The sequence below is a fragment of the Mesorhizobium sp. M0601 genome (assembly GCF_040320845.1).
Classification (GTDB): domain Bacteria; phylum Pseudomonadota; class Alphaproteobacteria; order Rhizobiales; family Rhizobiaceae; genus Mesorhizobium.
The window spans coordinates 1-26,085 of sequence record NZ_JAMYQK010000044.1; the positions used below are offsets into that span (position 1 = coordinate 1).

At 59.7% G+C, this 26,085-nt stretch carries 29 protein-coding genes and 1 pseudogene; 13 read left to right on the forward strand and 17 right to left on the reverse strand.

The annotated features are described in order from the left end of the window. A partial coding sequence (locus NKI41_RS27695) for a virulence RhuM family protein (protein WP_502901246.1) occupies window positions 1-218 on the reverse strand: 218 nt, incomplete at its 3' end. 171 nt (window positions 219-389) lie between these two features. Here NKI41_RS27695 and NKI41_RS27700 point away from each other — a divergent pair. From NKI41_RS27700 to NKI41_RS27710, 3 genes are all read left to right on the forward strand, one after another. Next, the gene (locus NKI41_RS27700) at window positions 390-629 is read left to right on the forward strand and encodes a hypothetical protein (RefSeq protein WP_352503479.1); all 240 of its coding nucleotides are present in this window, start codon (window positions 390-392) and stop codon (window positions 627-629) included. Window positions 630-1,068: 439 nt separating this feature from the next. Beyond that, on the forward strand, window positions 1,069-1,968 hold the full coding sequence (locus NKI41_RS27705; RefSeq protein ID WP_502901248.1) for a GHMP family kinase ATP-binding protein: 900 nt from the start codon (window positions 1,069-1,071) through the stop codon (window positions 1,966-1,968). After that, window positions 1,965-3,020 carry a cysteine synthase family protein gene (locus tag NKI41_RS27710; protein WP_352472983.1) on the forward strand — a complete coding sequence of 352 codons (1,056 nt, stop codon included), beginning with the start codon at window positions 1,965-1,967 and terminating at the stop codon, window positions 3,018-3,020. Before NKI41_RS27705 ends, NKI41_RS27710 begins: the two co-directional genes overlap by 4 nt. A 40-nt stretch (window positions 3,021-3,060) precedes the next feature. On the opposite strand, the gene NKI41_RS27715 is transcribed toward NKI41_RS27710, so the two are convergent. From NKI41_RS27715 to NKI41_RS27740, 6 genes are all read right to left on the reverse strand, one after another. Beyond that, on the reverse strand, window positions 3,061-3,792 hold the full coding sequence (locus NKI41_RS27715; RefSeq protein ID WP_352503481.1) for an amino acid ABC transporter ATP-binding protein: 732 nt from the start codon (window positions 3,790-3,792) through the stop codon (window positions 3,061-3,063). Continuing rightward, window positions 3,789-4,445 carry an amino acid ABC transporter permease gene (locus tag NKI41_RS27720; protein ID WP_352472982.1) on the reverse strand — a complete coding sequence of 219 codons (657 nt, stop codon included), beginning with the start codon at window positions 4,443-4,445 and terminating at the stop codon, window positions 3,789-3,791. The genes NKI41_RS27715 and NKI41_RS27720 overlap by 4 nt, the downstream gene beginning before the upstream one ends. Window positions 4,446-4,552: 107 nt before the next feature. Next, complete coding sequence (locus tag NKI41_RS27725; protein WP_352472981.1) at window positions 4,553-5,299, reverse strand: substrate-binding periplasmic protein; 747 nt, start codon at window positions 5,297-5,299, stop codon at window positions 4,553-4,555. Window positions 5,300-5,466: 167 nt separating this feature from the next. After that, window positions 5,467-6,759, reverse strand: coding sequence for a threonine synthase (locus NKI41_RS27730; RefSeq protein WP_352472980.1), 1,293 nt, complete (start codon window positions 6,757-6,759; stop codon window positions 5,467-5,469). Further along, on the reverse strand, window positions 6,756-7,949 hold the full coding sequence (locus NKI41_RS27735) for a M24 family metallopeptidase (protein WP_352503482.1): 1,194 nt from the start codon (window positions 7,947-7,949) through the stop codon (window positions 6,756-6,758). Before NKI41_RS27735 ends, NKI41_RS27730 begins: the two co-directional genes overlap by 4 nt. Beyond that, complete coding sequence (locus NKI41_RS27740) at window positions 7,939-8,730, reverse strand: IclR family transcriptional regulator (protein WP_352685962.1); 792 nt, start codon at window positions 8,728-8,730, stop codon at window positions 7,939-7,941. Before NKI41_RS27740 ends, NKI41_RS27735 begins: the two co-directional genes overlap by 11 nt. A gap of 128 nt (window positions 8,731-8,858) precedes the next feature. Between NKI41_RS27740 and NKI41_RS27745 the strand changes: the two genes are divergently transcribed. Beyond that, window positions 8,859-9,137: a helix-turn-helix domain-containing protein gene (locus NKI41_RS27745; protein ID WP_352515859.1), complete on the forward strand. Its 279-nt coding sequence runs from the start codon at window positions 8,859-8,861 to the stop codon at window positions 9,135-9,137. Between the two features lie 28 nt (window positions 9,138-9,165). Here the strand turns inward: NKI41_RS27745 and NKI41_RS27750 are convergent, their stop codons facing one another. Then, window positions 9,166-9,381 (reverse strand): helix-turn-helix domain-containing protein, encoded by a 216-nt coding sequence (locus tag NKI41_RS27750; protein ID WP_292654544.1) that lies wholly within the window; start codon window positions 9,379-9,381, stop codon window positions 9,166-9,168. 130 nt (window positions 9,382-9,511) lie between these two features. Between NKI41_RS27750 and NKI41_RS27755 the strand changes: the two genes are divergently transcribed. From NKI41_RS27755 to NKI41_RS27775, 5 genes are all read left to right on the forward strand, one after another. After that, window positions 9,512-10,261 (forward strand): autoinducer binding domain-containing protein, encoded by a 750-nt coding sequence (locus NKI41_RS27755; protein WP_352685964.1) that lies wholly within the window; start codon window positions 9,512-9,514, stop codon window positions 10,259-10,261. 73 nt (window positions 10,262-10,334) lie between these two features. Then, window positions 10,335-10,967, forward strand: coding sequence for an acyl-homoserine-lactone synthase (locus tag NKI41_RS27760; protein ID WP_352503485.1), 633 nt, complete (start codon window positions 10,335-10,337; stop codon window positions 10,965-10,967). Between the two features lie 1,419 nt (window positions 10,968-12,386). Further along, window positions 12,387-12,953: an RHE_PE00001 family protein gene (locus NKI41_RS27765; protein WP_352503512.1), complete on the forward strand. Its 567-nt coding sequence runs from the start codon at window positions 12,387-12,389 to the stop codon at window positions 12,951-12,953. A 91-nt stretch (window positions 12,954-13,044) separates the two neighbouring features. Further along, window positions 13,045-13,728 (forward strand): XRE family transcriptional regulator, encoded by a 684-nt coding sequence (locus NKI41_RS27770; protein ID WP_352503487.1) that lies wholly within the window; start codon window positions 13,045-13,047, stop codon window positions 13,726-13,728. Continuing rightward, window positions 13,729-14,337, forward strand: coding sequence for an RES family NAD+ phosphorylase (locus tag NKI41_RS27775; RefSeq protein ID WP_352503488.1), 609 nt, complete (start codon window positions 13,729-13,731; stop codon window positions 14,335-14,337). A 287-nt stretch (window positions 14,338-14,624) separates the two neighbouring features. Here NKI41_RS27775 and NKI41_RS27780 read toward each other — a convergent pair whose 3' ends face one another. Continuing rightward, window positions 14,625-16,211, reverse strand: coding sequence for a serine hydrolase (locus tag NKI41_RS27780; RefSeq protein WP_352503489.1), 1,587 nt, complete (start codon window positions 16,209-16,211; stop codon window positions 14,625-14,627). 255 nt (window positions 16,212-16,466) lie between these two features. Here NKI41_RS27780 and NKI41_RS27785 point away from each other — a divergent pair, with 255 nt between their 5' ends. Next, entirely contained in the window at window positions 16,467-16,865 is a 399-nt protein-coding gene (locus tag NKI41_RS27785; protein ID WP_352503490.1) for a hypothetical protein, read from the forward strand. 261 nt (window positions 16,866-17,126) lie between these two features. Here the strand turns inward: NKI41_RS27785 and NKI41_RS27790 are convergent, their stop codons facing one another. The 4 genes from NKI41_RS27790 to NKI41_RS27805 all read right to left on the reverse strand — a co-directional run bounded on the left by NKI41_RS27790 (window position 17,127) and on the right by NKI41_RS27805 (window position 19,406). After that, window positions 17,127-17,594, reverse strand: coding sequence for an FAD-dependent monooxygenase (locus NKI41_RS27790; protein ID WP_352503491.1), 468 nt, complete (start codon window positions 17,592-17,594; stop codon window positions 17,127-17,129). Window positions 17,595-18,069: 475 nt separating this feature from the next. Then, entirely contained in the window at window positions 18,070-18,579 is a 510-nt protein-coding gene (locus tag NKI41_RS27795) for a ferritin-like domain-containing protein (protein WP_352472969.1), read from the reverse strand. A 276-nt stretch (window positions 18,580-18,855) separates the two neighbouring features. Next, entirely contained in the window at window positions 18,856-19,131 is a 276-nt protein-coding gene (locus NKI41_RS27800; protein WP_352472968.1) for a hypothetical protein, read from the reverse strand. Between the two features lie 98 nt (window positions 19,132-19,229). Further along, window positions 19,230-19,406: a hypothetical protein gene (locus NKI41_RS27805; RefSeq protein ID WP_023680685.1), complete on the reverse strand. Its 177-nt coding sequence runs from the start codon at window positions 19,404-19,406 to the stop codon at window positions 19,230-19,232. Window positions 19,407-19,473: 67 nt separating this feature from the next. Between NKI41_RS27805 and NKI41_RS27810 the strand changes: the two genes are divergently transcribed. Continuing rightward, a complete protein-coding gene (locus NKI41_RS27810) occupies window positions 19,474-19,959 on the forward strand; it encodes a hypothetical protein (protein ID WP_352472967.1) in 486 nt (161 codons plus the stop codon). Between the two features lie 613 nt (window positions 19,960-20,572). Here NKI41_RS27810 and NKI41_RS27815 read toward each other — a convergent pair. Continuing rightward, a complete protein-coding gene (locus tag NKI41_RS27815) occupies window positions 20,573-20,821 on the reverse strand; it encodes a hypothetical protein (protein WP_352472966.1) in 249 nt (82 codons plus the stop codon). Between the two features lie 28 nt (window positions 20,822-20,849). On the opposite strand from NKI41_RS27815, the gene NKI41_RS27820 reads away from it, so the two are divergent. Then, complete coding sequence (locus tag NKI41_RS27820; protein ID WP_352503493.1) at window positions 20,850-24,275, forward strand: acyl-[ACP]--phospholipid O-acyltransferase; 3,426 nt, start codon at window positions 20,850-20,852, stop codon at window positions 24,273-24,275. A 218-nt stretch (window positions 24,276-24,493) separates the two neighbouring features. Here the strand turns inward: NKI41_RS27820 and NKI41_RS27825 are convergent, their stop codons facing one another. The 3 genes from NKI41_RS27825 to NKI41_RS27835 all read right to left on the reverse strand — a co-directional run bounded on the left by NKI41_RS27825 (window position 24,494) and on the right by NKI41_RS27835 (window position 25,854). After that, on the reverse strand, window positions 24,494-24,982 hold the full coding sequence (locus NKI41_RS27825) for a hypothetical protein (RefSeq protein ID WP_352503494.1): 489 nt from the start codon (window positions 24,980-24,982) through the stop codon (window positions 24,494-24,496). Further along, complete coding sequence (locus tag NKI41_RS27830; RefSeq protein ID WP_352503495.1) at window positions 24,972-25,577, reverse strand: cupin domain-containing protein; 606 nt, start codon at window positions 25,575-25,577, stop codon at window positions 24,972-24,974. The genes NKI41_RS27825 and NKI41_RS27830 overlap by 11 nt, the downstream gene beginning before the upstream one ends. A 106-nt stretch (window positions 25,578-25,683) precedes the next feature. Further along, on the reverse strand, window positions 25,684-25,854 hold the full coding sequence (locus tag NKI41_RS27835) for a hypothetical protein (RefSeq protein WP_352472962.1): 171 nt from the start codon (window positions 25,852-25,854) through the stop codon (window positions 25,684-25,686). Between the two features lie 64 nt (window positions 25,855-25,918). On the opposite strand from NKI41_RS27835, the pseudogene NKI41_RS27840 reads away from it, so the two are divergent. Continuing rightward, a pseudogene (locus NKI41_RS27840) lies at window positions 25,919-26,032 on the forward strand (phosphatidate cytidylyltransferase); the annotation flags it as partial. Between the last annotated feature and the right edge of the window lie 53 nt (window positions 26,033-26,085).

Here is a 26,085-nt window from a genome sequence, read left to right on the forward strand (position 1 = left end):
AAAGAAAGCTTGACCCCAGCACTCCGGTGCTCAGGTTCTCCTGGCTGCCGGATGCGCACGTCTGCGGTCTTCACCGGATGCGTACGATAGGCCTTCCCGTCTGCCGCAGTTATCCGGGATTTCCGGAGAACTGTTTCTTCGGACAACTCGCCCGACTTGAAGAGGTTCTGGAGGTGTTCGCTAATTGTCTTCAGCGAAACACAAAAAAGCTCAGCCATTTGCGCCTGAGAGGAAAGGACTTCCCAAATATCCGCCAAGTGATCACGACGCCCACCGCTAGGTGGTGAAATTAGGCCCGGATGTGCGCTAACACGTCCGGGCCGCCCAATGTCTACCGACGCTATTTCCGGTACAACTGGAGTAGGGTCTGGAGTAGGGTATGGTCTGCAATGGCGATCGATGATCCATCACGACCGTCATCACGCCGCTTATGTGAATGCAATCAACTCGTGCCGCTTTGGCCCGAGCTCGCCAGCACGCCGATGGACGCTATTCTGGCAGATCTGGGCAAGGTCGCCACAGCGGGCATGCTGTCCAGCATCTCGGTCAGTTCAGTGCTGATGCGACGTTCAATCATCCTTGCAATTATGGAGTATAGTTCCAGTTTTGCAAGGACACCCGCAGCCTAGCGGGCAAGACGCGCAGAGGCAAGGAGCTAAAAGCGCCGACGCCTGGGTGAGGCCGCTGTGGGCTATGGCCAGATCTCAGTATTGACTCAGGCTGAGCAATCCAACCCTCCTTACAAGAGCAATACTGAAAACACCGTGCATGGCCGCACTCGTTTCGGAATGGTTGGCCGCAAGGCCAACCGTTCCCGAAACGAGTGCTGCTGTGTCTACTCCAGTATTGGAGGCTCCAATTGGTGGGGGAATCTTGTCCGTATCTTTGCATGATGTGCTTGCCAATGGCACTACCAAGATTTGGCGAGTGACAGCACGGGTCAGTCGCACGCATCATCGCCCAGTGCCATGCTGAGGAGATGATGCGGTGACACAGACAAGCACACCGAGATCCGGCCAGCAGACACATTCGAGCAACATCAAAAACGAGACTGTCGCATGGCCTCTGGTGGTAGGAGTCGGTCGGGCACACGCCCACCACGGGGAATTCCTCCAAGGCGTCTTTGAAGCGGACAAGGGACGGCTTTGTCGCGGACTCGTCACGCTTCCGCTGACGTCGCAAGGGTCGCTAGCGACCTTCTGGCCGGATGAACAAGATGGCATTCGGCCGCGACCCGCAAACCGGATCAAAGCGGCGCGCGCGGCGGCCCTCACGCTCGAGCATGTCGGGGTAGCTGGAAGAGGGGGAGAATTGACGATCGAAAGCTCTATCCCGGTAGGGCACGGCTACGGTTCCTCCACGGCAGACGTCATTGCCTCGATCCGCGCGGTCGCGGCTTCGGCGCGCGTCACGCTGCGCCAGTCAACTGTTGCGCGACTGGCCGTTGCCGCGGAAAGCGCAAGCGACGCCATCGCTTACTGCGATCAAGCTCTCCTCTTCGCTCACCGGGAAGGCCGTACAATCGAACATTTCGGAGGCGAGTTCCCGCCCTTTCTCGTGGTGGGTTTCAGGGACAGCAATGCCCGGCCAATCGACACGCTAGGCATGCGACGAGCACGCTACGATAGTGAGGAAATCGGGCTGTTCCGTGTTCTGCGCGGATTGGCGTATCGCTCAATCCGGCAACAAGATCCCCGCTTGCTTGGACGTGTCGCGACCATCAGCGCCAGTATCAGTCAGAAGCACCTGCCGAAGGCATCCTTCAACACCGTTTTGGATATAGCGCGGGCGCATGACGCGTGCGGTGTGCAGGTGGCCCACAGTGGCACGTTGATCGGCATCCTTCTGGATGCGACTGCGCCCAGGGCGGCCATGCGCGCTGCTGAGCTCGCAAGGCAGGTGAGCGGCACAGGTCTCCAAGGCGTCCATACGTTTGCCCTTAATGCCGAAACGAGGCTAATCCAGTGAGCGCGGCGCAAGACTATTTACGCGCCTACGAGACGCCGCGTTTTGCCCAACTCGCACCTAACCTCAACGCCGCCTGCTTTTCCCTTATGAAGCTGATGCCCGCCCGATTCATGGTCGATCAGGCGGAAGCGTCAGGGCGCCTCAGGCGGGAAGGTCACATCATCGAAACGACGTCGGGCACGTTCGGCCTGGCCATCGCCATGCTGGCTGCCGCCCGTGGCTATGGGCTTACGCTCGTCACGGCCTCCAGCCTCATCGACCTGAAACTCAGGCGACGACTGGAACAGCTTGGTGCCAAAGTCATGGCCATCGACGATCCTCAAGGAGACGGCAATCAGCGCGGTCGGCTCCAGTATCTTCAGCAGACGCTGCAAGATAGCCCGGGCACGTATTGGCCTCGGCAATACGACAGTCCGGAAAACCGCCTGGCATACGCGCGCCTGGCCGACCTCGTTGTTCGATCATTCGGCCGTATCGATTGCCTCGTCGGCTGCGTGGGCACTGGGGGATCGCTTTGTGGAACCGGAGGCTTCCTTCGTGAGCTCTTTCCTGATCTCAGGATGATTGCAGTCGATACCCACAGAAGCATGCTCTTTGGCCAGCCTGTCGGACGTCGCATGTTGCGCGGGCTGGGCAACAGTGTTTTGCCGGAAAATGTTCGTCATGAGATGATCGACGATATTCATTGGGTGGGCGCATTGCCGGCCTACGCAATGGCGCATGGGCTGTTTCGCGATCACGGGCTGTTCATGGGGCCGACCAGCGGCGCCGCAGCCTTGGTCGGCGCCTGGTTCGCCAGGCACAATCCGGAAGCCTCCACCGTCGTGATAATGCCAGATGAAGGGCATCGTCATTCAGATACAGTCTACAACCCCGACTGGCTCGCCGGTTTGAAGGATTGGCCAATTTCAATTCCACTTGACCCAACGGTTCTCAAGCGAATTCATCCGGCCGAGGAGACGGCCTGGACCAGATTTCCTTGGGACCGTAGAACTCTAAGCGGCGTTCTCGCAGAGTTTGAGGGCCCGTCCCCTGCGGAGCGACAGGTCTGAATTCGGAGCCTTGACGCGACAAGGCAGCGCTGGCCAACACTCAGACGGGGTGCATAACCCGATGAAGAAAGTCCTTAGTGCGTTCGTGTCTCGGATTTCGAAGCAGTTCCTTGGCCGGACCTTGCTCAACGATCCGGCCGCCGTCGAGAAAGAGGACGCTATCGGAAACCTCGCGGGCGAACTGAATTTCGTGCGTAACCACGAGCATGGTCATGTTCTCGTCTGCGAGCGCGCGCATGACCTGCAGGACCTCGCCGACCGTTTCCGGGTCAAGTGCGGAGGTGGGCTCGTCGAAAAGAATGGCCTGTGGGCGCATCGCCAGGGCGCGGGCGATGGCCACGCGCTGCTGTTGGCCGCCCGACAATGACGCGGGATAGGCATTCGTCTTATCGGCCAAGCCGACGCGATTGAGCAATGCCGTGGCCCGCTCCCGGACCTGGTTCCTATTTTCCTTCAGCACGTAGAGCGGCCCTTCCATGACATTTTCCAGGGCTGTGCGGTGCGGAAACAGGTTGAAACGTTGGAAAACCATGGAAACGCGGGTGCAGATGGCGTGAACCTGGGGCGAGGCGGCATCGACCACGGTGCCGTCGATGCTGATGCGACCGCGCTGATAGGTCTCAAGCCCGTTGACACATCGCAGAAGCGTCGATTTGCCGGAACCCGAGGGTCCAATCAGACATACAACCTGTCCTTTGGCGATCTCGGCGTTGATCCCCTTGAGGACTTCGTGGGAGCCGAAGGACTTGTGCACGTTTTCAAAGGTGATCATCCCGCCGCCCCAAGATAGCTTTCGATTCTACGCATAAACAGGTTCAGCGGAACCGTCAGGCACAGGTAAAGCAGTGCCACCAAGGTAAAAACTGTCATGTTGTCGAATGTGGACGACGCGAGCATCTTGCCCTGCATGGTCAACTCCTGAACCGAAATCACCGAGACAAGCGAGGAGTCCTTCAGCAGCATGACCATATTGTTGGCGTAAGGCGGCAGGATGATCTTGAATGCCTGCGGCAGCACGACGCGGCGCATCATCAACGGACGCTTCATCCCGATCGATTTTGCCGCTTCGACCTGACCCTTATCGACCGCCTCGATGCCAGCCCGGAAGGTTTCCCCGAGATAGCAGGAGTGAGCCAGCGCCAGCCCGATCGTGCCAGCCTGGAGCGCAGTCAGGTTGATGCCGATCTCGGGCGCGACAAAGTAGATATAAAAGAGAACCACCAACAATGGTATGCCGCGCACGAAGTCGACAAGGAGCCGCGTCGGCACGGCGAGACAGCGTATCCCCGATGTCCTGAACAGCGCCCAGACAAGGCCGAGCGCCGTTGCAAGACACAGCGCAAGAAGGGTTATCATGACGGTCAGCCAAACGCCGTTAAGAAGAAGCGGCAAATATTCCGTTGCATGCGCGATGAATTTGGTCATGGCCGGCTTCCTCTTGGCACGTACCCCGGCCGTCAAAGCCGGTCATTCCGATGCGATCCTTTGGTCCTGCCAGCCGGCGCTTCTGTCGAGGTCAGTGCGGGTCGGCCTCAAAGGCCATATTTGGCAAATATTCGGCTTAATTCGCCGCTTTCCTTCAGCTTGGCGATGGAGGCATTCACCTTTTCGAGAAGCAGTGGATTTTCCTTGGCAACCGCCAACGCGACCTCGCCTTTTTTCATCGGCTGATAGCCGTCGACGAGGCGAACACCCAGGCCGGGATTCTTTGAAAGCTGATATGCGACGATCGGGGCGTCACCGAAACCGGCCTTGATGCGGCCCAGAACCACATCGCGCATCATGTCAGCGATTGAGTCGTAGAGCTTGACTTGACCGAAGACGCCAAGCGCTTCCAGAGCATCAGCATAGGTCGAGCCGATCTGCGCCCCGACGGTCGCACCTCTGAGTTCCTCGATCGTGTAGTTTTTGCTATCGCCGGCAGCAACAAACATCGCCTCGCCATAGGCGTAAACCGGCGTGCTGAAATCGATCACCTGCTTTCGTTTGTCCGTTATGAACATGCTGGCGGAAATCAGATTGATTTTGTCGGTCGTCAATGCCGGGATCAGGGCTGGAAAAGCGTTTATTTGAAAATCGGCGGTCGTGCCAAGGCTCGCGGCAATCGCACTTGCCAGATCGACCATCGCGCCTGTCGGCTTTTGGGTTGCGGTGTCGACAAACGTGAACGGCACTCCGGTTGGCGTGACGCCGACTCTGAGCGTTTCCTCAGCCATCGTCTGAGTTGCCATTGCGACACTGAGGGCTGCGAGCCAGCCGATGAGCGTTTTCCGAAGCATGAACATTCCCCTTACATCATGTTTGAATCGAGATTCCGCTCGCTAAGCGAGTTGAATTTGCCTCTCCTGGATAGCTTTTAGGAAGTCGCAATACCGTCCAATGGTGGACGAGATCATCAATCGATCAGAAAAAATCGCATCCGTTCATGATCGCCTCTATCTTCTCTTCAGGACATCTTGGTCGCGCGCCGTTCAAGTGAGGGCGTGAAATAGTCACGGCCCTCGGCAACGTATTCCCACGCTTCGGCAACTGACTGAAACGATGGTTGTGCTTTGTTCGGACCGGTCGAACGATCCAAATCCTTGAGGCCGCTCGCTGTCACGATGGCAACGACGCTGTCCGACCGCGCGATGGTGCCTTCTCGCCTCAAGGATTCGATAGCTGCAAATGGCGTCACCGAGGCAAGCTCGGCAAACACACCCTCGGTGGCCGCAAGCTGCTGCTGCATCGCTATCAAGCCGATATTGCCGACCGGCATTGCCGTGCCGCCAGATTCACGCAGGGCGTTGAGCGCCTGAAACGTGCTTCGTGTGGTGCCGATCGAGATGGCAAGCGTGTCGAAGCTTGCGGGGACTTCGGCAACCAGATCTCCCTTGCCGGCAAGGGCTCTGGCCAAAGATCCATGCACTTCCGCCGCCACGAGTCTCGGCAACCGCTCGATCTTGCCTTGGCTGAGAAGATCCTTGAATCCGGCCCACAGGCCGGCAAGCGCGTCCCCGTAGCAAACAGGCAAGGCGCACCAGTCCGGCACTGCACCGTGCATTTGTTCGACGATTTCGTAAGCCAGGGTCTTGTAGCCCTCGATCCCGACAGGATGACTGCCCACCACGGGGCTGTGAAACGGTGACGTTGCAAACCATCCGAGGCGCTCGGTACCAGCGGCAAGCAGTGGCCAGCGATGGGACTTGTCGGCCAGGGATACGACGCTTGCGCCGTATTTGCGGATCTGCGCCAACATTGCGCCGGCGGTGCCTGAGAATGTGACAACGACGCATTTCAGGCCCGCCCGTGCAGCATAGGCGGCAAGCGAGGCCCCGGCGTTCCCCGACGAAGCAGTCGCCACCACGCGTGCGCCACTCAAACGTGCCATCGACACCGCCACCGTCGAGAAGCGGTCCTTGTGGGACCAGGTAGGGTTTGCGCCCTCGTCCTTGATAAGCAGCTTGGGGACGCCGAGCTGCTTTCCCAGCTTCTCGGCGCTCAGCAACGGCGTCAGGCCCTCGCCCAAGGAGATTGCATCGCTGAGTCCACAAGGAAGCATGTCGGCATAGCGCCAGAGCGAGGGCAGGGCGGCACCCGCTGCGGAAGCGGCCGATGTAGCTCCGGACGGATCGTAGACGACCTTAAGATTGGCCGGTGCTTCGGCACAGCATTTCGGGCAGCCGCGTGAGTCGATTTTGGTATCGATCCGGAACAAGGCGCCGCATCGAATACAGGAAAACCCTGCCGCGCGGCTCATAACGGCACCCGCGTGATTGCATCGTGCGTCTGCGTCAGCCGCTCCACTCCGCGCTCGCGAACAACCACCATGTCCTCCACCTGGAGTCCCCAGCGGCCGATTTCGTAGTAGGGGGTCTCCACGCACAGCACCATTCCTTCTTCAAGGATGTCTGTACTGCGCGCCGAGAGCGTCGGCGCATCATAACCATCAAGGCCGATGCCATGTCCGACGTGATCGCGCTCGTAGCGGGCAATTCCTTCGCGCCTCACCACACGCACGACCGTCTCGAAGAGCTGTGCTGCTGCCATGCCCGGACGGATAATGTCGCAGGCATGCTGAACGCCGCGCAGCAGCGCTTGCTGAAGTCGATGCGCCTGCGGCGGCGGCTCGCCCAGCGTGGCGATGCGGGCAATGTCGGCGCGGTAGTGCCGGAACCGGCCACCGACGTCGAAGCGGATGATTTCTCCAGCGCGCAACCTGCGGTCAGACGGCTGGACGTTCATGAGCGCGCTGCGCTCGCCAAAGCCGATGCATCCCAGTACGGGCAGGGCGCCTTCCTCGACCGTCCTGACATGAAAAGCGCGCGCCAGATCTGCTTCGGTGGCGCCTTCCTGAGCAACGCCGAGTGCTGCTTGAATGGAGCGTTCGGCAATCTGGGCAACTTGGCCGAGCCGTTCGATTTCATCTGCCGTTTTTACGGCACGAACCTCGCGAAGCAATGCGGTGGCTGGTAGGAACGACGCATTGGGAAAATGGGCTCTGAGGGCTTCCTGGTATCCTGGTGCGAGCCCGGCCTCGTCTATGCCGATCCGCCCACGGCCGAGCTGAGCTTCTTCCAATGCGGCGACCAAAGCCGCGATGGCATTGCCATGCCTCGGCAGGTCTCGAAGCTGGAGGTGCCGTTCATTGGCGAGGTCCACGGTCGTCGAGGAACCGACATCGGCGTAAAAGTCGCCGTAGCGCCGAACCTTGCTTACCCACAGTTCCTGATCGGCTACGAGGTCGAGCGTGCTGGAGCTGGCGATGATTTCAGGCGTGCCCTTGTCAGGAGCCGGCCACACCACATAAGCCTGCGGGCCGCGACGGATCCATTGCGGCAGAGCCCAGAAGCCGCTCATGTAGGTCACGTTTTCCGGGGCAGTCGCTATAATTGCGTCAAGCCCGGCTGCCGTCATCCATTGTTTCAGGCGCGCTTCGTTAAGCAGCATGATGGGAATCCCGGGCCTGTTTTGCTTCCAGAAAGCCGAGGCCGGCGGAAATGCGCGCCGCAGCCGCCATTACTGCCTCCCCAATCTCAGCGATCTCCACATGCGGTCCCACTGACCGGGGGTAGGCCGCACTTATAGCCGCGATGATTGTGCCTGATGCATCGCGAAGCGGTGCGCCGACCGCAATCAGCCCGGTAAAGTTCTCGTCCAGGGATGTTGTGTAACCAATGGGCTCGGACGCTCTGATTTGAGCAACGAGCTTGTGCGGATCGGTGACTGTGCGTACGGCAACCTGCTCCAGTGGACCTCGTCCAAGAATCGCAATGACCGCCTCGCCGCTCAGCTCCATCAGGAGCGCCTTGCCCAATGCGGTGGAGTGCAAGGGGAAGGTCTCGCCAGGTGAAGAACGAATGACGACCGGACTCTTGCTTTGCACGGTCAGAAGATAAATTCCGCAGCTGCCCCGCCTGATACCGAGGAATGCGTTGAAGCACCCTTCGGAGGCCAGCGCCTGCAGTTCGATTTCAGCCAAACCAACCAGGCGATCTCTGCCCAGGACCTTCCGCGCCAGCGCCAGCACGGAGTGACCCAGCCGGTAACGTCGCGAGTCTGGCGACTGCTCGACATAGCCCTGCTCTGCCAGGGTGTTCAGAATTCGCTGCACGGCGGGAGCACTCTGCTCAAGCCGGCGGGCGAGTTCGCGCACCCCGACAGCTTCGTCCGCTCCCTTGAGGACATTGAGAACCGCAAGCCCACGTTCCAACGAAAGATTTCCTGTCACTGGCGTTCCTTATTTCGGAATGGCGTTCCTTAATATGATGAGAAAAGCAGCAATGGCCGCGCCTGTCAATGACAAATGTTCATTATAGTGTGTCGTCCTAAAGTGTGCCCATCGACGACCATGCCGTCATGGACCTACGGTTGGTTGTCGGCCTCAACGTACAGAGGATTCGGCGCGCACAGGCCCTCTCTCAAGAGGAACTGTCGTTCCGTTCAGGATTCACGCGCGCCTATCTGAGTGGTCTCGAGGCCGGCCGTCGCAATCCCACACTCCTGTCGCTCGCAAAGCTTGCCACCGCTTTGAGCGTCGACATCGAGGAGCTGACGAAACGGCCCGGCAAAAACGCCCGAGCCCCAGCTGGTGATTGTGCTGTGGCGCCGCGTGAGCGGCGCAAGGGAAAATCCTGATGCTCTCGGCGGCCTGCTGACCAGCGCATCACGGCGCGTTTCGACGGATGAGCTGCTCCACGTCAACTTGCAATGCCAACGCCAGTACCTCCAGCGTATCGACGGTCGGTGAGTTTTCCTCCCGCTCGAGCTTGCCCACATAGTTGCGGTCGAGGCCGGCAAGGTCCGCGAGCTGCTCCTGCGACAAGCCGGTGCCTTGGCGAAGCAACCTCAGATTGCGAGCAAAAACAGACCTCAGCCTCATGCAGCGAGGCAGTCAGAACGCGCCCTTTAGTGCCACCTACTATAGTAGTCAAAAGTCATGCCGGACGTTGCGGTCGGACCTAAGTTATTTATTTTGTTTTCTTTGTCTCAGTACATTGAAAGGGCCTACAATGGCGGCGGTTCACGGGGGCGTCTTACAGGACCAGCTAATACAAATCTTTGAAGCAACCGCGCAGATTGACCGTGCAACCAGCGCCCCCGAGATCATTCGGCAACTGCGCAAGAGCATCGAATGTCACGGCTACGCAGCCTGTCTCGTCACCGAATTGCCACGCCAGGACACCGGATCACTGGATGGACACATCCTTGTTAACGGTTGGCCGCAGGAATGGTACGACCGCTATATGGCTGCCGGACACTATCGCCATGACCCTTGTGTTGCTGTGTGCCGTGGTGCGATCGGGCCCTTCCTCTGGCGGGACGTCCATCATGGCTTGACGGACCGAAATGCCAGGAGGGTGATGGATGAAGCGAAAGAGTTTGGGCTTTGCGACGGGATCTGTATCCCGATCCAGCCCGCGTTTGGCGATCCGGCCTGTGTAACGGTTGCCGGAAATGAAATTGATTTGGCGCCGACGGTGCGCTGCACCATTCATGCCCTTGCGCGCCATGCCTATTCGGCTGCCGAACGCCTCGTTGATAACTCGCGCAGGCGGCCGAGACAAAAGCTTTCCCAACGAGAGCGTGAAATCCTGCAGTGGGTCGCGGGAGGAAAGACCGCGTGGGAGGTTTCCCGAATACTTGGCATCTCGGAAAACACTGTGACGACCCACCTGCGCAACATCAAGCAGAAGCTCAGTACCGCCAACGTTGTGCACGCGATCGTCGAGGCGTTTCGCAGGCACGAAATCGAACTTTGATCCATCCCCAGATCTGGGTATTTCCCGGGCAATCGTCGCGTGGTCGGATGGGGTTCCATCTCGAGGAACCGCAATGATTCAGGTCCATGTCGTCGACGCGTCAAACAGCTTTGCCTATCGAGGGGATCTCGACAGCTACTTCCGCCTGCGGCATGAAATCTATGTCGATGAACGTGGATGGCAGGACCTGAGACGCCCCGACGGTCGCGAGATCGACGCGTTTGATACTCCAGAAGCGATTCATCTGCTCGGCATCCAGCCAGGAAGAGGCGTCGTTGCCGGATCCCGTTTCGTGCCGAGCCTTCGGCCCCATCTGATGAGCGAAACCTTTCCGCAACTCGCCGAGGGCGGCGTTCCGCGCCGACCCAATATCTTTGAATGGACCAGGTTCTTCGTGGCGCGGGATCTTCGTGAGCCCGGCCGACCTTGCCAGGCAGCCGGCGTGATCTACTGCGGAATTCTGGAATTCTGTATCCAGCGACATATCAGCAATCTGACAATCGTGTGCGAGGAGTACTGGTTCGACCGCCTCGCATCGATTGGCTGGAATCCGAAGCAGCTTGGGCCTGCGCTCGCACATGGTGATATGACGATCATCGGTCTGATGGTTGATGTCAGCCCGTCAGCCTTGATCGCGACGCGACAATTCTACCGCATAACCGAGCCTGTGCTTTGGGCCGAAACGCCATTCAAGCGGCTGGCCTGACCGCGGGCCGTCCGCTTTTGGGCGTCACGCCTCGAACGAACATGCTGCCTGACACTCGCAGAGGGCGGCGATGTACTATCGCGTGCAAATCGGCTGTCTGCCTCGCGCCATAACAGCCATTCAAAGGCGGAGGTGTCCAAGACGGGCGCGCGCTGAGGCGGGGCAAGCGGTACCAGCCTTGGCATCGAAATCGAGAAGAAGGTCGGGGAAAAGGACACACCGGATCTTGGAGAGTACGACTTCTCCTTCGATCCAGTTCCTTTTTTGGGCAGTTCACGCCCGAGAGCCTGGTGAAGGCGACGGACACAATTCTTGAGGGCCTGGCCAAATTTCCCGATGCGTCGCTGTTATCGTGCGGGCTGGCTTGGGACCCACTGGCCGCATCCTCGCAGGCCTCCACGTGACCGCCAAGGGTCGCGGTGCGGCAGTGCTCGATCGCCATGATGGACAACACAGACATCAAGGCAGGTGAAGTCAAGATCGGCGAGCTGAAGGGCAACATGGACGCGATCAACGCAGCCCGACGAAAGGGCGGCTGTGTTGCCGGCACTCTGTAAGCCGCTCCAACGTTAAAATTGTCGGCTTGCTTCCCGCCCTCGCGACTGCGGAGTGATCGTTCCATCGATTGACTCGCGTAATGCACAGGCAGTTAATCTCCCCGCAAGGGCAAAAGAGGGGCTATGAAACTGGGAGAAAACGATGACTGTCCAAAAAGAAGACTATCGAACCAACAGAGCCGACTTCGCCATAGCTGCCATGCATAGCCGAGCGACCCCTGAGGGCGATCGTGACGATTTGGTGGCGAGGAAAAAGGCCCTGTGGGTAACAGATCGGCGATCTGCAAAATTGGCTGCAAACCCGTCCGAAAGCTCGCCAGAACCCAAGGCAAAAGCGCGCGGTAAGTGAATCGTGCCAGTCAATTTCTTACTGCCGAGTACCTCGTTCACATTGTTCGATTACATTACATTTATCTAATGTACTAACCAGCCAGTCGGGCATTCCCGAAGGCTCGCTGGTCAGGCTCAGCGGCCCCCCTAACCCAAGCTGCTGGGCCGCCTGCTAAGGAAGTGCGTATATCGCTGATACGGTCGTCGGTGACCCCCCTCCGTACCGCGGCCGGGATCGCAACCACGTCACCGACCGGACTGGGCGCTCAGCCGCGACGGTTTTTTGGCGCTGGCCGGCCCAGGGGTGGCGCCCTGCCGGCGGCGGAACAAAAAAACCGGGAAGGCGGGGGGCTGGAAACAGCGTAGTTGAAGCCGATGTTCGGGACGATATTGAGGACGAGCTTCTGGCTGAGGAGTTTGCCGAGATCGATGCTGTCTTGGCACGCTCATCAAAGATCCTCAGCGGCGCAGACGTGCCTGGTCGAAGGAGGAAACGTCAAGACGTGACCGGCCGGAGCCGCAAAACGGCCTGATCTACGATCTCGACTGGAATAAAGAAGAACGGCTGGCCGAATGGCAGGCCGTGATTGCCGGGACGAGCGATCAGCCCATCGTTCTGCGCGGCGCAATCCTGCTTAAGGCCTGGTCCGACAACATCGAGGTGCTGCAGCATGCCGCATGGCTTGGGCCACTGCTGATTGCCGCGCTGCTGCGCCAGGAAGGTCTTGCCGCCAACCATCTCGCCTGCCAGCATCTCGGTGCCAAAAACATTCCGCGCGAGCGTCGGCGAGCACACAATCGCAGTGACCGGTTGCTGGCCTCCCTCGATGCGATCCATGACGCCGCACTCGTGGGGCTGAAGGAGCACAACCGGCTGGTGATGGCGAAAAGCCAGATGGAGCGGCGGCTCAAACAACGGCGCGCCAGCTCGAAACTGCCCGATCTGGTCGAGCTGGTGCTGTCCCGGCCGCTCGTCTCCACCGGCATGATCCAGGAGCGGCTAAAAGTGACAAAACAGGGGGCGCTCAACCTGGTCGGCGAGCTCGGCCTGCGCGAGATGACGGGGAGGGGAAGGTTTCGGGCGTGGGGAATTGTTTAGTCCGCAGCATTCTCCGCGCACTTTACGAAGTTATCGAACTTGACGAACTTGCGTTCTGTAGCCATATTGGTGATAGCAAGAGGTTCTCATCATGGCCGCTCCAAAACGCATCAATCATAGCGGGACCGCATCGCATACGGGAGTCGCCGCCCTGAGCTTCACCACAAAGCTGCCGGCACAGGCCGACTTCAAGAAGGTATTGCTCGAACGCTATCAGGAAGCGATCGCACGCAGCCGCAAGATCGGCCATCGCGTATCGTTCCGGGTAGAGGTCGATCCGGCCGCCGATGCGCAGACGATCACGCCGGTCGAAGAGCAACCGATCGCTTCGGATGTGTTTGCCGTCGAGGATACAGGCAAGCCCGATGCCGAACTCGAGGCGGCTCTTGCCGGAGCGCGCGCGCGTGGCCGCAAGCGTGTTGCCGAAATTGTCGCCGGCGAGGACATGCTGAGTGCAGAAGCCTTCGCCAAGCTGCTTGGCACCTCGCGCGTGACGGTCAACGCCAAGCGGCAGAGTGGGCAGGTGCTCGGCATCGATGGCGCCAAGCGCGGCTTTCGCTTTCCTGTCTGGCAACTCGACAAGGACGGTCGTCCCTTCGGCGCATTGCCGGCGCTGCATGCCATGTTGGGCAACAGTGCCTGGGCCGTCTATCGGTTTCTGGTGTCGCGTCATGGCGCCCTCGATGGGCGGACCGGCCTTCGAGCCCTTCAACAAGGCGATGACGCGTCGGTGTTGGCCGCGGCGGAAGGCGTGGCCAGGGGCGATTTCGACTGAATGCCCGGCGTTCCACCTCCACCCGATTTCGCGCGCGCAAACCTCGAAATCGAGACCATACGGGCGGGACGAACATTCGGTCGGATCTACTGGAGCACCTTTCCCGATCCGCTGGGATATGGAAAGTCGCCGAGCCGGTTCAGCGATCCTCGACGCCGTGTTGACGCCAACCGGTTTGGCGTTCTTTACCTCGGTGACTCCCTGAAGGTGTGCTTCCTCGAGACCGTGCTCCGCGACCGCCGCGAAGGAATCCTTGACAATCTTCCAATAGAGGAGGTGGAGCTGACCCGACGGCGCTATGCGCAGATCACGACCAACGCGGACCTACGCCTGGTCGATCTCAGAGCCGACAATGCCGTCAGGATGGGTGTGCCGACCGATGTCGTTCGGGCACAGCGCCAGAACCTGGCACGCCGGTGGTCACTGGCGTTTCACGAGCACCCATCTCAGCCCGACGGGATCATTTATCCCTCGCGCCTCAATGAGGCGACCAATCTTGCCAGTTACGATCGCGCGGTACCGAAGCTTCAAGCGAGGCGTGTTGTGACCCTTCTCGGCGCGCGAGGGCTGGCTCAGGTTCTGGAGGATTTCAGGGTAGGGTTGGTGTGAAGATGCAGCACGTATCCGTATCGCTTGGCGAAGATGGCTGTAGCGCCAGAAGCGTCCACCAAGCCGGAGCAACGGAACGACCGACCGCGAGCCGTCGGTCTGCTTCGGATCAGCGGCTGGCCAAAGCCGACGTAGCTTGTCGGAAGCTCGCGAGCAAATGCCGGCTTCCTGATTTCCACGCCCGGAAGCGAACCGTCACAAATCCGCCATCTCAGGCATCACCTTGCAGACGGCCGGTTCGCCTTTTCGACGGCATAGGGTGTATGGAGCACCCGACGCCTCCGCCCCTACCTCTGAAAATGCCCCAACCCGTTCTCATTGAGATAGTCCACCGTCATCACTCGCGCGCGAATGCCGCCCGGGGAACCAACGAACTTCACCGATGACAGCGAGCCGGTCGGCGCGTTCTCTCCGCGGGGCGTGAGGGCGTAGGTGTCGCCGTCCCAGTGCTCGAGCGTGAACTGCATGGGCTTCGGGCCGAGTTCGAGCATCAGCTTGTCGCCATCGGCCCGCACGGTGGCGGTGTCGAAATAGTTGCTCGTATATTGGCCCTCGTAGAAGGATGGACTGCGCGCCTTGGCGGGGTTCGTCGGCTTGTCCTTGCCGGCGAGGTCGCCCACCGGCTTGTAGTAGGCCATGAACCGCGGCTTGATGTAGGGATACCAGTCGCGGGTGACCTGGCCATATTGCACGATGTCCATAAAGCTGGCGGCGACCGCCTCGGCGGCGCCGACGGGGGAGCCGTTGGTGAGCACGACGATGCCGACATCGGCCGAGGGCAAGATCTGGAAGGTGGTGCCGGCGCCGAGCAGGAAGGCGCCGGAATGGCCCATGGTGGTGCGCCCATTGGCGTTCACCCCCACATTGAAGCCATAGCCATAGGAGCTGGCCCGCGTATCGGGCGTCTCGCCGCGGTAGGTCACGCTCTGCGGTGTGATGGCGGGCTGCAGGATCTTCGGGTCGATCATGGGCTGGCCGCCATAGGTACCGTCGCCAAGCAGCAGGATCATCCACTTGGCAAGATCCTGGGCGCTGGAGGAGACGCCGCCCGCCGGCGCCTGCTGGTCGGGGTCGCGGTCAAAGAGCGGCTCGAACACATTCTCCGCCACGCGCGCATGCAGCAGGGCGCGGTTCTTGCCGGCGGCAATGAAGTCCTCGTGCCGATAGCTGCTCGAGCGCATACCGAGCGGATCGAACAACAGGCTCTTGGCCAGCAGCTCCCAAGGCTGTTTCTCGGCGTGGGCCACTGCCTCGGCGCCGATCGTCGTGCCGAAATTGGCGTAGTGATAGGAGATGCGGAAGGGATCGAGCGGCACCATCCACAGGCTCCCGACGATCTGCTTGCGCTGGAAGCCGAGATCCTCGAGTTCGTCGCCCGCCGCCATCGGCAGGCCCGAGCGATGGGCGAAGAAATCGCCGATGGTGGCGTTGCCCGAGACATAGTCGAGATTGAGGCGAAAGCCGTCCCAGACCTTGCCGACCGGGGTATCCCAGTCGAAGCTGTGGTCCTTCGTCATGGCGATCGCGGCCACCGTGGCCGAGATCGACTTCGACACCGAGGCGACCTGGAAAATGGTGGTGCTGCTGACCTTAGAAGTGTCGTCCCGGTTGTCGCGAAGGCCATAGCCCTCGTCAAAGATCATTTTGCCGCCATACACCACCGTCACGGCGAAGCCGGGAACGTCGGATGCTTCCTTGACTTTCTTGACGATGTCCGGCAGCGCGGCCAGCGCCTTCTCGACACCGCCGGGATACAGCTGCATAGCATCCTGCGGCGGCGATGGCCCAAGCTCCGGCACGTAGGACTGCGCGGCTGCCACGGCGGGCAGCATGGTAACGAGGGAAAGTACCAGGAGAGCAGCGACCTTCTTCATTGCATGTCCTCAAACTTGCACCGGCAGATGATCGGACCATACGCGGCAAGATGAAAGATGGTTGCGGTATTTTCCAACGGTATGTTTAACCTCCGTGCTGGGCGGCTTCAGGGCGACATGCGAAAGCACCTGTGGGATCACTATCAGGGTCGATGGAATATATCCTCATTACCTTGTTATGGACCGGCCCCGCCAGGAACTCTTTGGATATGTGGCCGTTTCCTCGACATACGGAAAAGCCTATCGGAGGTTCACATGTTTATACGAATAGTAAGCGCGTCGGCGCTCGTCCTTGCTTTCGGGTCGCCGGGCTTTGCCGACTGCGGCCAAGAGTTGAAAGTGCTTGAGCCGAACGTCATCACCGCCGAAACGGGCGCGAGCCCAAATAAATCAGGCATCCCGGCGACGAAGCACCAAGAGGAGGTCATGGCCGGCAAGCAGCAGGGGGGTAATCCTGAAATCACCGGATCAACGGCGGGAAATGTGAAGCCAACCACACCTCATCAGGAGCAAGTGATTGGCAACCGTAGCGCCCAGAATGCCGAACATCCTAGCCAGCTAATGTCGGAAGCTCACAAGATGTCCCAAGCTGGCGACGAGCAAGGCTGCATGAAAAAATTGGCAGAACTCAAGGACGCCCTTGGTGTCAAGTGAACGCCAGATTGCCGGATGTTTCGAAGGCAGACACCGCCAGGATCGCTCGCTTGAAAGCCTGATGGAGTCGACACCGCGGAGCAAGCGCCATCGGCCACCCTTCGATTTGAAACTGCTCGTATTTCTACGGCGGCAGCTGCCGTCTTCTGGTCGCTGCATCGACCAGTTCGCGAGCGTGATTTAGACGATGTTGCGAGTATCAACTTCGCGACGCCTTTCGCCAAAAGACGCCGCGCGGTGACCGCCTCGTGGAAGGCAAGGTCAGGTCGGCATAATGGACTTCCGCGGTTCCGGCCCGAACGGGCACGGCTGGGCGAGACATTTGAGTTTCGGGTGCACGGACGGGTGTTCGAGGTGCGGGTGGATGGCGAAACCTGCGGAACAAGCGAGGCCAGCGCCAACGCCCCGGCTGCGGTGTTCACGATGACTGCGGAAGGCGTTGTGTTGGGCCAGCGCTACCTGACGGCCTCGCAATCCCTCGACCAGATCGACCTGCGGCGGCAGGCTTTTTGCCGGATCTTTGAACCATTTCTGAAGCCGCGCGAGTGCTTGTGCGAGGGTGCCGTGAATAAGGGGCCGACGCTCGGTGTCATAGCTGTCAGGCAGGGCAGAGCCCGCTTCTCGACGGATGACCATGGCAAGCTTCCACGCGAGATTTTGAGCATCATGAATGCCTGAATTCCCGCCGAACGCCCCGTCGGAGGCATCAGATATGCCGCGTCGCGCCATGTAAGTTCCCTCGTTGGGTGGGCTGACTGGAACGCTGACAGGAACCTATCCCCGTCGCTGGTGCGCCCTGCCGCTGTCGGGACGAACTTTCTTCCATCCGGCTTGGCGCTACCGGTGCCCGCGCACGCACTGCTCAGTGATCAGGGAGAGTGTTCTCGGGCATTCCGCTATCGCGACCTCGTTTCGAACGTTTTAACACGCCCCCTCAAGCTTGATCTCGCCGACCGCTGCGCTAGCCCTTCCGATCTTGGCTATTGCCAATGCGTCTTCGACCAGGCTTGCGCAGACGAACGCTTCAACTCTCAAAGTCACGACGCCGCAATGTTAGCATCACTCGTCGTAGCAATTTCTGGAAATGCGCAACTCGACAACCGCCTGCTACAGTCAGGCGTGTTCGTCGTCCAGCCTTCACGAAGGGGACGCGCTGGCGGACGAATCCCCATCACCCAGTTCACGATGACTGCGTCCCACCCGCTCACCGCTTGGCGCTGTCACTGTCGGCTTCGGCCCGAACAAGGAACTGCTCGGTCGTGGAGGGAAGACGGGATTTCAGCCAATCCGCCATCGCGACTTCCTCTTGCAGATTCTCTTCGCAAGCCCGAAGAACCTCGGTTTCGCCGAGCGATCGAGCGGCGGCAATCAGGATCGTGTAGGAGGCGATTTCCATGTGCTCGAACGTGTAGCTCGCGAGCGATCCTTTCATCACCTCGTCTCCAGCGAAGACGCCGCTCAGCGATTGCGCCATCGCCGTCAGCTTACCGCCAGCATCCTTCATCATGGATGAACCCTCGTCCATCTGATCGAGACAAGTCTTCAGCCGGGCAGCCTGCTGCTTGGTCTCGTCGAGGTGCTGTCGGATCCGGTCGCTCAGTTCGGGATAATTCTCGATACGGCTCAACTGCCCGTTCAACATCGTTTCAGCCTGCTCCTCCATGGCATGAGCATCTCTAAGCCATTGGACAAACCATTCGCGCGTTTCTGACATTTCGAATCTCCTTTGCGATGTAAGGAAAAACTTTCAGAAGAAGACATTGTTCCGGAGCAAAGCCGCGGGACAGGCTTGATCCTGCCAGAGGATCCGCGCCGTCGGCGGATCTCAATTCACCTCTCGAAATCCTCAGCAATGCGGGTGAGGGCCAAGATCGCGGAAGATCGGCGCCAGGAAAACGGGCCATGGACGCGAGACGCGCCGATCAACCACACGTGCTCCCCGCTGCGCGTTCCATTACAAAGTCCAACTGGCACTGTGAGGGCGAAGGATCTAGCCTGTCAGTTTAGTGAAGTCGTGGCGCCGCGCGCGAACATGTGCCAGCAAATTCGTTTCGTTTACGACCCCTGATTGAAAGAGATTCAGCGTGGTCGAGGCCAGAATCTGACCGTCTATCGGGGTGCTGTACCATTTGGCGTCGGCGGTTACCTGGTCGACAACCCGCTGGCAGATCGCCCGATCTTTAGGTCTAAGGAACTGATTTTTCAGTGCTCGTAGCATCTCGACGCCTTGAAACCGAGAGTCACCTGTCTCCCGCGCGATACCCATGCGTGGTCTCCAAGCATGGACCCTAAACGCATTCAGACAGAAAATTGCCATTCGTTTGAGTGGTACCGATGTCGCGTGGATAAGCGGCGGTCCGCGAGCTAATCCACCATGTCGCGCAGCGGCTTCTTGCGCTTTGGCGTCCTGTACTTCTCGACCAGCCTGACCTTGTCGATGTCGATCGTCACCAGCGGTCCCAGATCGACAGTCACCCTGCCGCCTTCCTCGTCTACGCGTGTGATCTCTCCGGTAAGCTCGATCTGCTGCCCCTTCTTCACCTTGGTATGATCGATGATCGAATGCGGAAAGCTATAGCTCGGAATCGAGACGTTTACGCAGTGCTGGGTGACCCGTTTGCGAAGGCGGCCGGGATCGCCACCTCGTCACGAATGGAAATTCCGCGCGCCGTTCCATGAGTCTGGTGCGCTCGGCGCCTTACTCAAGATATTGCTAATTATGGATGAGCCCGCTTCCTCCAATCGATGGATGAAGCCGATCGTGGGCCGGTGCTACTTTGATGCATCGCGCGCCTTACCCGACAAGAGCTGGCTCCAGGGGCAAAACATGAGCAAGACGACTCTCATTGCTATCGCAATCCTCGCGATCAGTGTCGGCTGTGCCGAAGCCAAGGACCGTAAGGTCGAAACGGCGACCCACCGTAAGGTCGAAACCGCGACCCTCGGCACGTATGCCAATTCGAAGAACCTGCCGGTTTGTACAGCGGCAAGCTCACTCTTCGAAGTCCTCGGTGATAAATGTTTTCTCGTCACAGGTTCGATGATCTATGGCGACATCGCCGAACTCTCCCGGACAATCACTTTGAGTTGGTAGCCGAGGCAACAACCTCGCAGCGCATTCTCCGGTATGAAGCTGCGTCGCAGGGGCTGCCTTCGCCCAGATATCGACCCAGTCTTCGCGCGTCGTCAATACCGGCGCAATCCCCAGTCACCACGGGCCTCTCCAAAATTCTTATGCCGTCCGGACCTGCGGTCGAGCGTGTCGCGCCAACACAGCAGCGCCTCTGCATTGTTTGGGCAACCCAACCATAGCTTCCGGTCCGGAAACTCGCTTACGCGTCTCATCGTCCATTCGGCAGTGGAAAATTAGGCCGATTTGGCAGTGCTCAGAATCGCGTAGCTGTCCTGCGATCCGCTCGGAGAGGATGGCGAGTGGTTGCGGCAACTGCGCCTCAAGCTGGCTGGCGACCGCCGTCTGCAGCCCGCTGCTGCGGAGCAGCGCTGACGCTGCGTTCGTCCGGACCGTCGCAAGACCGCTTGATTGTATCCGGCCTGGAGACAGACAAACGCCGGCGCAACCTCACCCTGAAACCAAAAGACAATGTCGATGACCTCCAACAGCTATGCTCCCAACGGTTCAGGCGCCTGCAAACATTCACCGTGCCAATTTCGCCATCGCCGCTTCGATAATGACGGCGCCATCAATTTCATGGAGCAAGCTTTGCCGCCAAGGGGTTCTGCCCGATGGCGGCGATCAGGCTCGTGCATACCTCGATCACCATCACCAAGATCCTGCGAGACGCAGAAGAGGCGAGCCGCTTCATGAAGCGGCTAGAAGACCCCAAACCCAAAAGCCGCTGATCGATTTGAGCCGCAGTAACGAAGTGTAACCGGGTTCCCACTACAAGAAGCTCAAACCGCGCAAGACCGCTGATCGATACGGCCACGATCTTCAACGGTCTTGCCCTAACGGAAGCCGCCCCAATGGAAATCGCCACGAACGGCCAAACGACTAGCCATCTGATGACGTCACGGCGCTTTGCACCTCTCTTCTGGACGCAGTTCCTTTCCGCCTTCAACGACAATTTCCTCAAGAACACGCTGGTGTTCCTTATTCTGTTCACCCTGGCGGCGGACAAGGCTGCATCACTGGTCACGCTGGCGGGTGCCGTCTTCATGGCTCCTTTCCTGCTCCTGTCCGCCGTTGGTGGCGAGATCGCCGACCGGTTCGACAAGGCGCTCATCGCCCGTCGGCTGAAATTCACCGAGATCGCCGCTGCGGCTGTCGCTGTCGTTGGAATCACCCTGTCGTCGATCCCGGTGCTGATGATCGCGTTGCTCATGTTCGGCATCATCTCGGCGCTGTTCGGACCGATCAAGTACGGCATCCTGCCGGATCATCTCGAGCGCAAGGAATTGCCCCGCGCCAATGCCTGGATCGAATCGGCAACCTTCGCCGCCATCCTCGGCGGCACTATCGCCGGAGGCGTCGTCTCGGCCGATGGCATTGGCGTCTCGGTGTTCGGGCCGATCATGATGATCCTTGCCGTGGCCTGTTGGTTTGTCAGCCGCTACATCCCGTCCACCGGTTCTGCGGCTCCCGACCTAGTCATCGACAAAAACATCTTTCGCTCGACCTGGCGACAGGTGAACGGTTTGCGTGCCGACAAGCGGATCTGGCGCGCCGGACTGATGACGTCGTGGTTCTGGCTGATCGGGGCCATTGTCCTTTCGATCCTGCCTACATTGGTCAAGGATTCGCTCGGTGGCGGAGAAATCGCTGTCACCGCCTATCTAGCGGTGTTCGCCGTGTCGATCGCCATTGGCTCTGCCATAGCCGCATGGATGTCGCAGGGCCGCATCGTGCTCTTGCCAGCCCCGGTTGGCACTGCGTTGATGGCACTGTTCGGCTTGGACCTGGCCTGGACCATCTGGAGCATGCAGCCTTCGATCGGGGCCGAAACGCTCGCAATTTTCTTCGCCGGGCCAAACACGGTCCATGTTGCGGTCGACCTTGCCGGCATGGCTATTGCCAGCGCCTTTCTTGTCGTACCAACCTTCGCCGCCGTACAAGCCTGGGCGCCCGAAGCCAGCCGCGCTCGCGTCGTCGCGGCGGTGAGCATAGTCAATGCAGGCTTTATGACGGTGGGCGGCATACTTGTCGCCGCGATTCAAGCAGTGGGCGTCTCCACTGGAGGTATCCTGTTCGGCCTCGCCGCGCTCAACGTGGTCGCCGCCTGGCTGATGCTGAGATATCTGCCAACCAACGCCTTCCGCGACTTCGTTTCCATTCTGTTCCGAGCCTTCCATCGTCTGGAGGTGGAGGGGCTGGAAAACCTTAAGGCGGCCGGCCCGGCACCCATCCTGGCGCTCAACCATGTCAGTTTCCTCGACGGCCCATTGGCTTTGACGCTGACGGATGAGGAGCCGGTGTTTGCCATCGACTACACCATCGCCCAAGCCTGGTGGATGAAGCCGTTCATGAAACTTGCGCGCGCCCTGCCGCTCAATCCGGCCAAGCCGATGTCGACCCGCACGCTTATCAAGGCCGTGCAAGGCGGCAATCCGCTTGTCATCTTCCCCGAAGGCCGGATCACCGTGACCGGCGGCCTAATGAAGGTCTATGACGGTGGCGCCATGGTGGCCGACAAGACCGGCTCGATGATCGTGCCAGTGCGCATCGACGGCCTGGAGAAGAGCTATTTTTCGCGACTGAGTTCGCTCCATGTGCGCCGCCAGCTGTTCCCAAAGGTCAAGGTGACGATACTAGAACCGGCCAAACTTGAAGTACCGCCGGATCTCAAGGGCCGGAAGCGCCGCGCAGCGGCGGGTGCTGCCCTCTACCAGGTCATGTCGGATCTCGTCTTCCGCACCCAGGACATCGACAAGACTGTGCTGGAGAAGATCATCCAGACGGCGAGCGAACGCGGCATGAAGCAACTGGCCGTGCAGGACCCCGTCACCGGTTCGCTGAGCTACGGCAAGCTGCTGACAGCCGCCGCTGTGCTTGGAGAGAAATTCAAGAACCTCTATGCCGGCCAGCAGACGCTCGGCATCATGCTGCCCAATGCCAACGGCGCCTGTGCGACGCTGCTCGGCGTCATGTCCGCCGGCAAGGTTCCGGCGATGATGAACTTCACTGCCGGTGCGGCCAACATCCTCTCCGCTTGCAAGGCCGCCGAGGTGCGCACCGTGCTGACTTCACGCGCCTTTGTCGAACAAGCGAAACTTGGCGCCGTGGTCGAGGAACTCGGCCGCTCGGTCGATATTGTGTGGCTTGATGATCTGAGGGCCACCATTGGCCTCAAGGACAAGCTGCTCGGCCTATTGCGCAAAAATACACCCCGGGTCGCCCGCAAGCCCGGCCAACCGGCGGTGATCCTGTTCACCTCAGGTTCTGAAGGCACGCCTAAGGGCGTGGTGCTCACCCATCGCAACATCCTGGCTAATGCCGCCCAGGCCGCCTCGCGTATCGACTTCCATTCGGGCGACAAGGTCTTCAACGTGCTGCCGATCTTCCACTCGTTCGGCATGACAGCAGGTACGGTGCTGCCGCTGATATCGGGCGTGCCGGTCTATTTCTATCCCTCCCCGCTGCACTATCGCATGGTGCCGGAGTTGGTCTACGCATCGAACGCGACGATCATCTTCGGCACCGATACGTTCCTCAGCGGCTATGCGCGTACGGCACACCCTTACGACTTCCGCTCAGTGCGCTATTGCTTTGCCGGCGCGGAACCGGTCAAGGCTTCTACGCGCGCGACCTACATGGAAAAGTTCGGCCTGCGCATCCTTGAAGGCTATGGCGTGACCGAAACCGCGCCCGTGATCTCCATCAACACGCCGATGTACAACCGCTCCGGCAGTGTCGGCAAAATCATGCCGGGTATGGAGTACCGCCTGGACCCGGTGCCTGGCGTCGAGGATGGCGGACGGCTTTTCGTGCGCGGGCCCAATGTCATGGCGGGCTATCTGCGCACCGAGAAGCCGGGCGTGCTCGAGCCGCTCGAAGACGGCTGGCATGACACCGGTGACGTGGTCGCCGTCGACGACGTCGGCTTCATCACCATTCGAGGCCGCGCGAAGCGCTTTGCCAAGATCGGTGGCGAGATGGTTTCGCTGGCCGCCGTCGAGGCACTGGCGGGCGAATTGTGGAAAGGCTCGCTCTCGGCAGTCGCTGCCGTGCCAGATGCACGCAAGGGCGAAAAGCTGGTCCTCATTACCGAGGCTGTCAACGCCACGCGTGCCGAATTCCTGGCCTTCGCCAGGGCCAACGGCGCCATGGACCTGATGGTGCCGGCCGAAGTGCGCGTCGTTGCGAAAGTGCCTGTCCTCGGCTCAGGCAAGCTCGATTTCTCCGCTGTGATCAAAATGGTGAGCGGCGAAGACATGAAAACCCAAGCGGCTTGAACGACTCGCTTTTACGGGTAACTTTTGTCTATCTCGGTTGAGAACACGGGACCGCCGCGAAAGTTCGGTGCACGCAGCGCCATGCGAACGAGCTGCAGCTGGCGAAAACGATGGTGCAGGGTCGATGCGCTCATTTGCACATGCCGCGAGCTCGTCGATGCTGAACTGTCGAGGCGGCGGTCATAGAACTGGCAAGCGAGGACCATTGGCTTGTCCGACTATCGTTGCGCCTTCAGCAGACGCTCGAGCGTTGAAAAGTCACTCATGTCGCGGTAGGGCGTCAGGTCAAGATCCTTGGGGATCTTCTTGAGCTTCTCTTCGGAGATCGGTTTTTCGTTCTTTTTGTTGAAGGCCTGGTAAGCGGACCAGCCAACACCCGCCGCCTTCACTGCATCGCGTTCGGCTCGAAGAGCGATTTGATGCGCGTGCAGATAATGAAGCCCGAGTTCGTCTAGGAGCGCCTTTTCAACGATTTCGTGCGTTAGCAGAAATGGGGCAAGCCGGACCTTGGCCGATTTCCAATCCATAGTGCGAGGCATATGGCGATCGATATAAATCGTTCTGCCATCTTTGCTGTATCCAGCAATGTAGGGGATATCGAAATCATGAACGATCTTCACCCGACGATGCAGCGCCCGCACAGCGTCACTCAGTACATCATCGTCCAAGTCTTCGGAAACGTGGCGGACTTCATCTTCAAGCTTCATTTTTTCCACACTGACACCAGCGGCGCTTTGCTCCCATAGACCCGATCCTTGCGTTGACGGCCAACGTGGGAATCGTTCGTAATGCCCGCTCATGTTCCTGGGCTGTCGTGCATTCGTCATAAGCGTCGGATGCGGGAAAAGCGCCGACCACCAGGAAACCAGCAGACTCGGAGAAACATTGGTGACCGGTGCCGGCCGGAAGAACTGCCATATCGCCGGCCTTCCAGGACAATGTACGGCCCCTGTTGCCCCCGAACCGAACCTTGCCGGTGCCGCCCGCAACCCCAAGCACTTCATTTTTGCGGGAATGGTAATGGACGTAGTGGTAGATGCCGTCCCGCCAGCCGCTACTCCAGCCATTGGCCTCGAAAAGCTCTTCCAGCACGGCTGCGGAATCAAATTGTTCCACCGACCTTACGGCGCCGCGACAGACGACAAACGGCCAGAAGGGGTGGTTCGGCACGAGGCCGTCATCCTTGAACCGAAATTCGAGTGGCTTCTTCATCTTCACGAATTCGGCGAGTTCTTGCTTTCTCGGTCGCGCGATACCCGTCGCCTGCTCGGTAGCTTTCTTCAGGCTCTCGAGAATGCCCACGGCGAATCCTTGCGCTGGATGAGACAGCGGCGAAAGCCTCCGCTCTGGTCTCAACAAATCTCAACCAGCGACACCGCACTTTGTTCCTTTTGTCGAATGGCCGCTATTAAACTGCGGCCCGCGAGGAGAACTGAAACTCAGAGAAGCGCCCGCATGTCGGCCGCTCAGTTGGTGCCTGCCGGAGTTGAACGAGAATTGTCTTGGCGGTACTGCGCCAGAAGGCATTCGCGTCCTCCAGGTTTTTGGATTCCAGGACCCGGGCGATACCTTCGACCAATTTCCGCCGCCGATTCAGCGGAAACGCGCTTATGTTGAATGATCGATCACCTCACCCGAATCGCCCAAGCTTCGAAGGCCGCAACCTGTTGCTGATCGCTTTCCTGATCATCACCGTGCAAGGCCGCGACGTGCTGCAATTTATCTTCGGCAAGCTGTTCGGCCGGCATCTTCTGGCGCGGTGGAGGAAGCAAAACTCGCCGCCGTGCCGTACTTTACCTGGGACAATCGC

Excerpts from the sequence above, each read along its gene's own strand:
- NKI41_RS27700 (WP_352503479.1), top strand. The coding sequence starts at position 390 with ATGGCGATCGATGATCCATCACGACCGTCATCACGCCGCTTATGTGAA.
- NKI41_RS27715 (WP_352503481.1), bottom strand. The coding sequence starts at position 3,792 with ATGATCACCTTTGAAAACGTGCACAAGTCCTTCGGCTCCCACGAAGTC.
- NKI41_RS27720 (WP_352472982.1), bottom strand. The coding sequence starts at position 4,445 with ATGACCAAATTCATCGCGCATGCAACGGAATATTTGCCGCTTCTTCTT.
- NKI41_RS27725 (WP_352472981.1), bottom strand. The coding sequence starts at position 5,299 with ATGCTTCGGAAAACGCTCATCGGCTGGCTCGCAGCCCTCAGTGTCGCA.
- NKI41_RS27730 (WP_352472980.1), bottom strand. The coding sequence starts at position 6,759 with ATGAGCCGCGCGGCAGGGTTTTCCTGTATTCGATGCGGCGCCTTGTTC.
- NKI41_RS27735 (WP_352503482.1), bottom strand. The coding sequence starts at position 7,949 with ATGCTGCTTAACGAAGCGCGCCTGAAACAATGGATGACGGCAGCCGGG.
- NKI41_RS27745 (WP_352515859.1), top strand. The coding sequence starts at position 8,859 with ATGGACCTACGGTTGGTTGTCGGCCTCAACGTACAGAGGATTCGGCGC.
- NKI41_RS27750 (WP_292654544.1), bottom strand. The coding sequence starts at position 9,381 with ATGAGGCTGAGGTCTGTTTTTGCTCGCAATCTGAGGTTGCTTCGCCAA.
- NKI41_RS27755 (WP_352685964.1), top strand. The coding sequence starts at position 9,512 with ATGGCGGCGGTTCACGGGGGCGTCTTACAGGACCAGCTAATACAAATC.
- NKI41_RS27760 (WP_352503485.1), top strand. The coding sequence starts at position 10,335 with ATGATTCAGGTCCATGTCGTCGACGCGTCAAACAGCTTTGCCTATCGA.
- NKI41_RS27770 (WP_352503487.1), top strand. The coding sequence starts at position 13,045 with ATGGCCGCTCCAAAACGCATCAATCATAGCGGGACCGCATCGCATACG.
- NKI41_RS27775 (WP_352503488.1), top strand. The coding sequence starts at position 13,729 with ATGCCCGGCGTTCCACCTCCACCCGATTTCGCGCGCGCAAACCTCGAA.
- NKI41_RS27780 (WP_352503489.1), bottom strand. The coding sequence starts at position 16,211 with ATGAAGAAGGTCGCTGCTCTCCTGGTACTTTCCCTCGTTACCATGCTG.
- NKI41_RS27785 (WP_352503490.1), top strand. The coding sequence starts at position 16,467 with ATGTTTATACGAATAGTAAGCGCGTCGGCGCTCGTCCTTGCTTTCGGG.
- NKI41_RS27790 (WP_352503491.1), bottom strand. The coding sequence starts at position 17,594 with ATGGCGCGACGCGGCATATCTGATGCCTCCGACGGGGCGTTCGGCGGG.
- NKI41_RS27795 (WP_352472969.1), bottom strand. The coding sequence starts at position 18,579 with ATGTCAGAAACGCGCGAATGGTTTGTCCAATGGCTTAGAGATGCTCAT.
- NKI41_RS27800 (WP_352472968.1), bottom strand. The coding sequence starts at position 19,131 with ATGGGTATCGCGCGGGAGACAGGTGACTCTCGGTTTCAAGGCGTCGAG.
- NKI41_RS27820 (WP_352503493.1), top strand. The coding sequence starts at position 20,850 with ATGGAAATCGCCACGAACGGCCAAACGACTAGCCATCTGATGACGTCA.
- NKI41_RS27825 (WP_352503494.1), bottom strand. The coding sequence starts at position 24,982 with ATGAAGCTTGAAGATGAAGTCCGCCACGTTTCCGAAGACTTGGACGAT.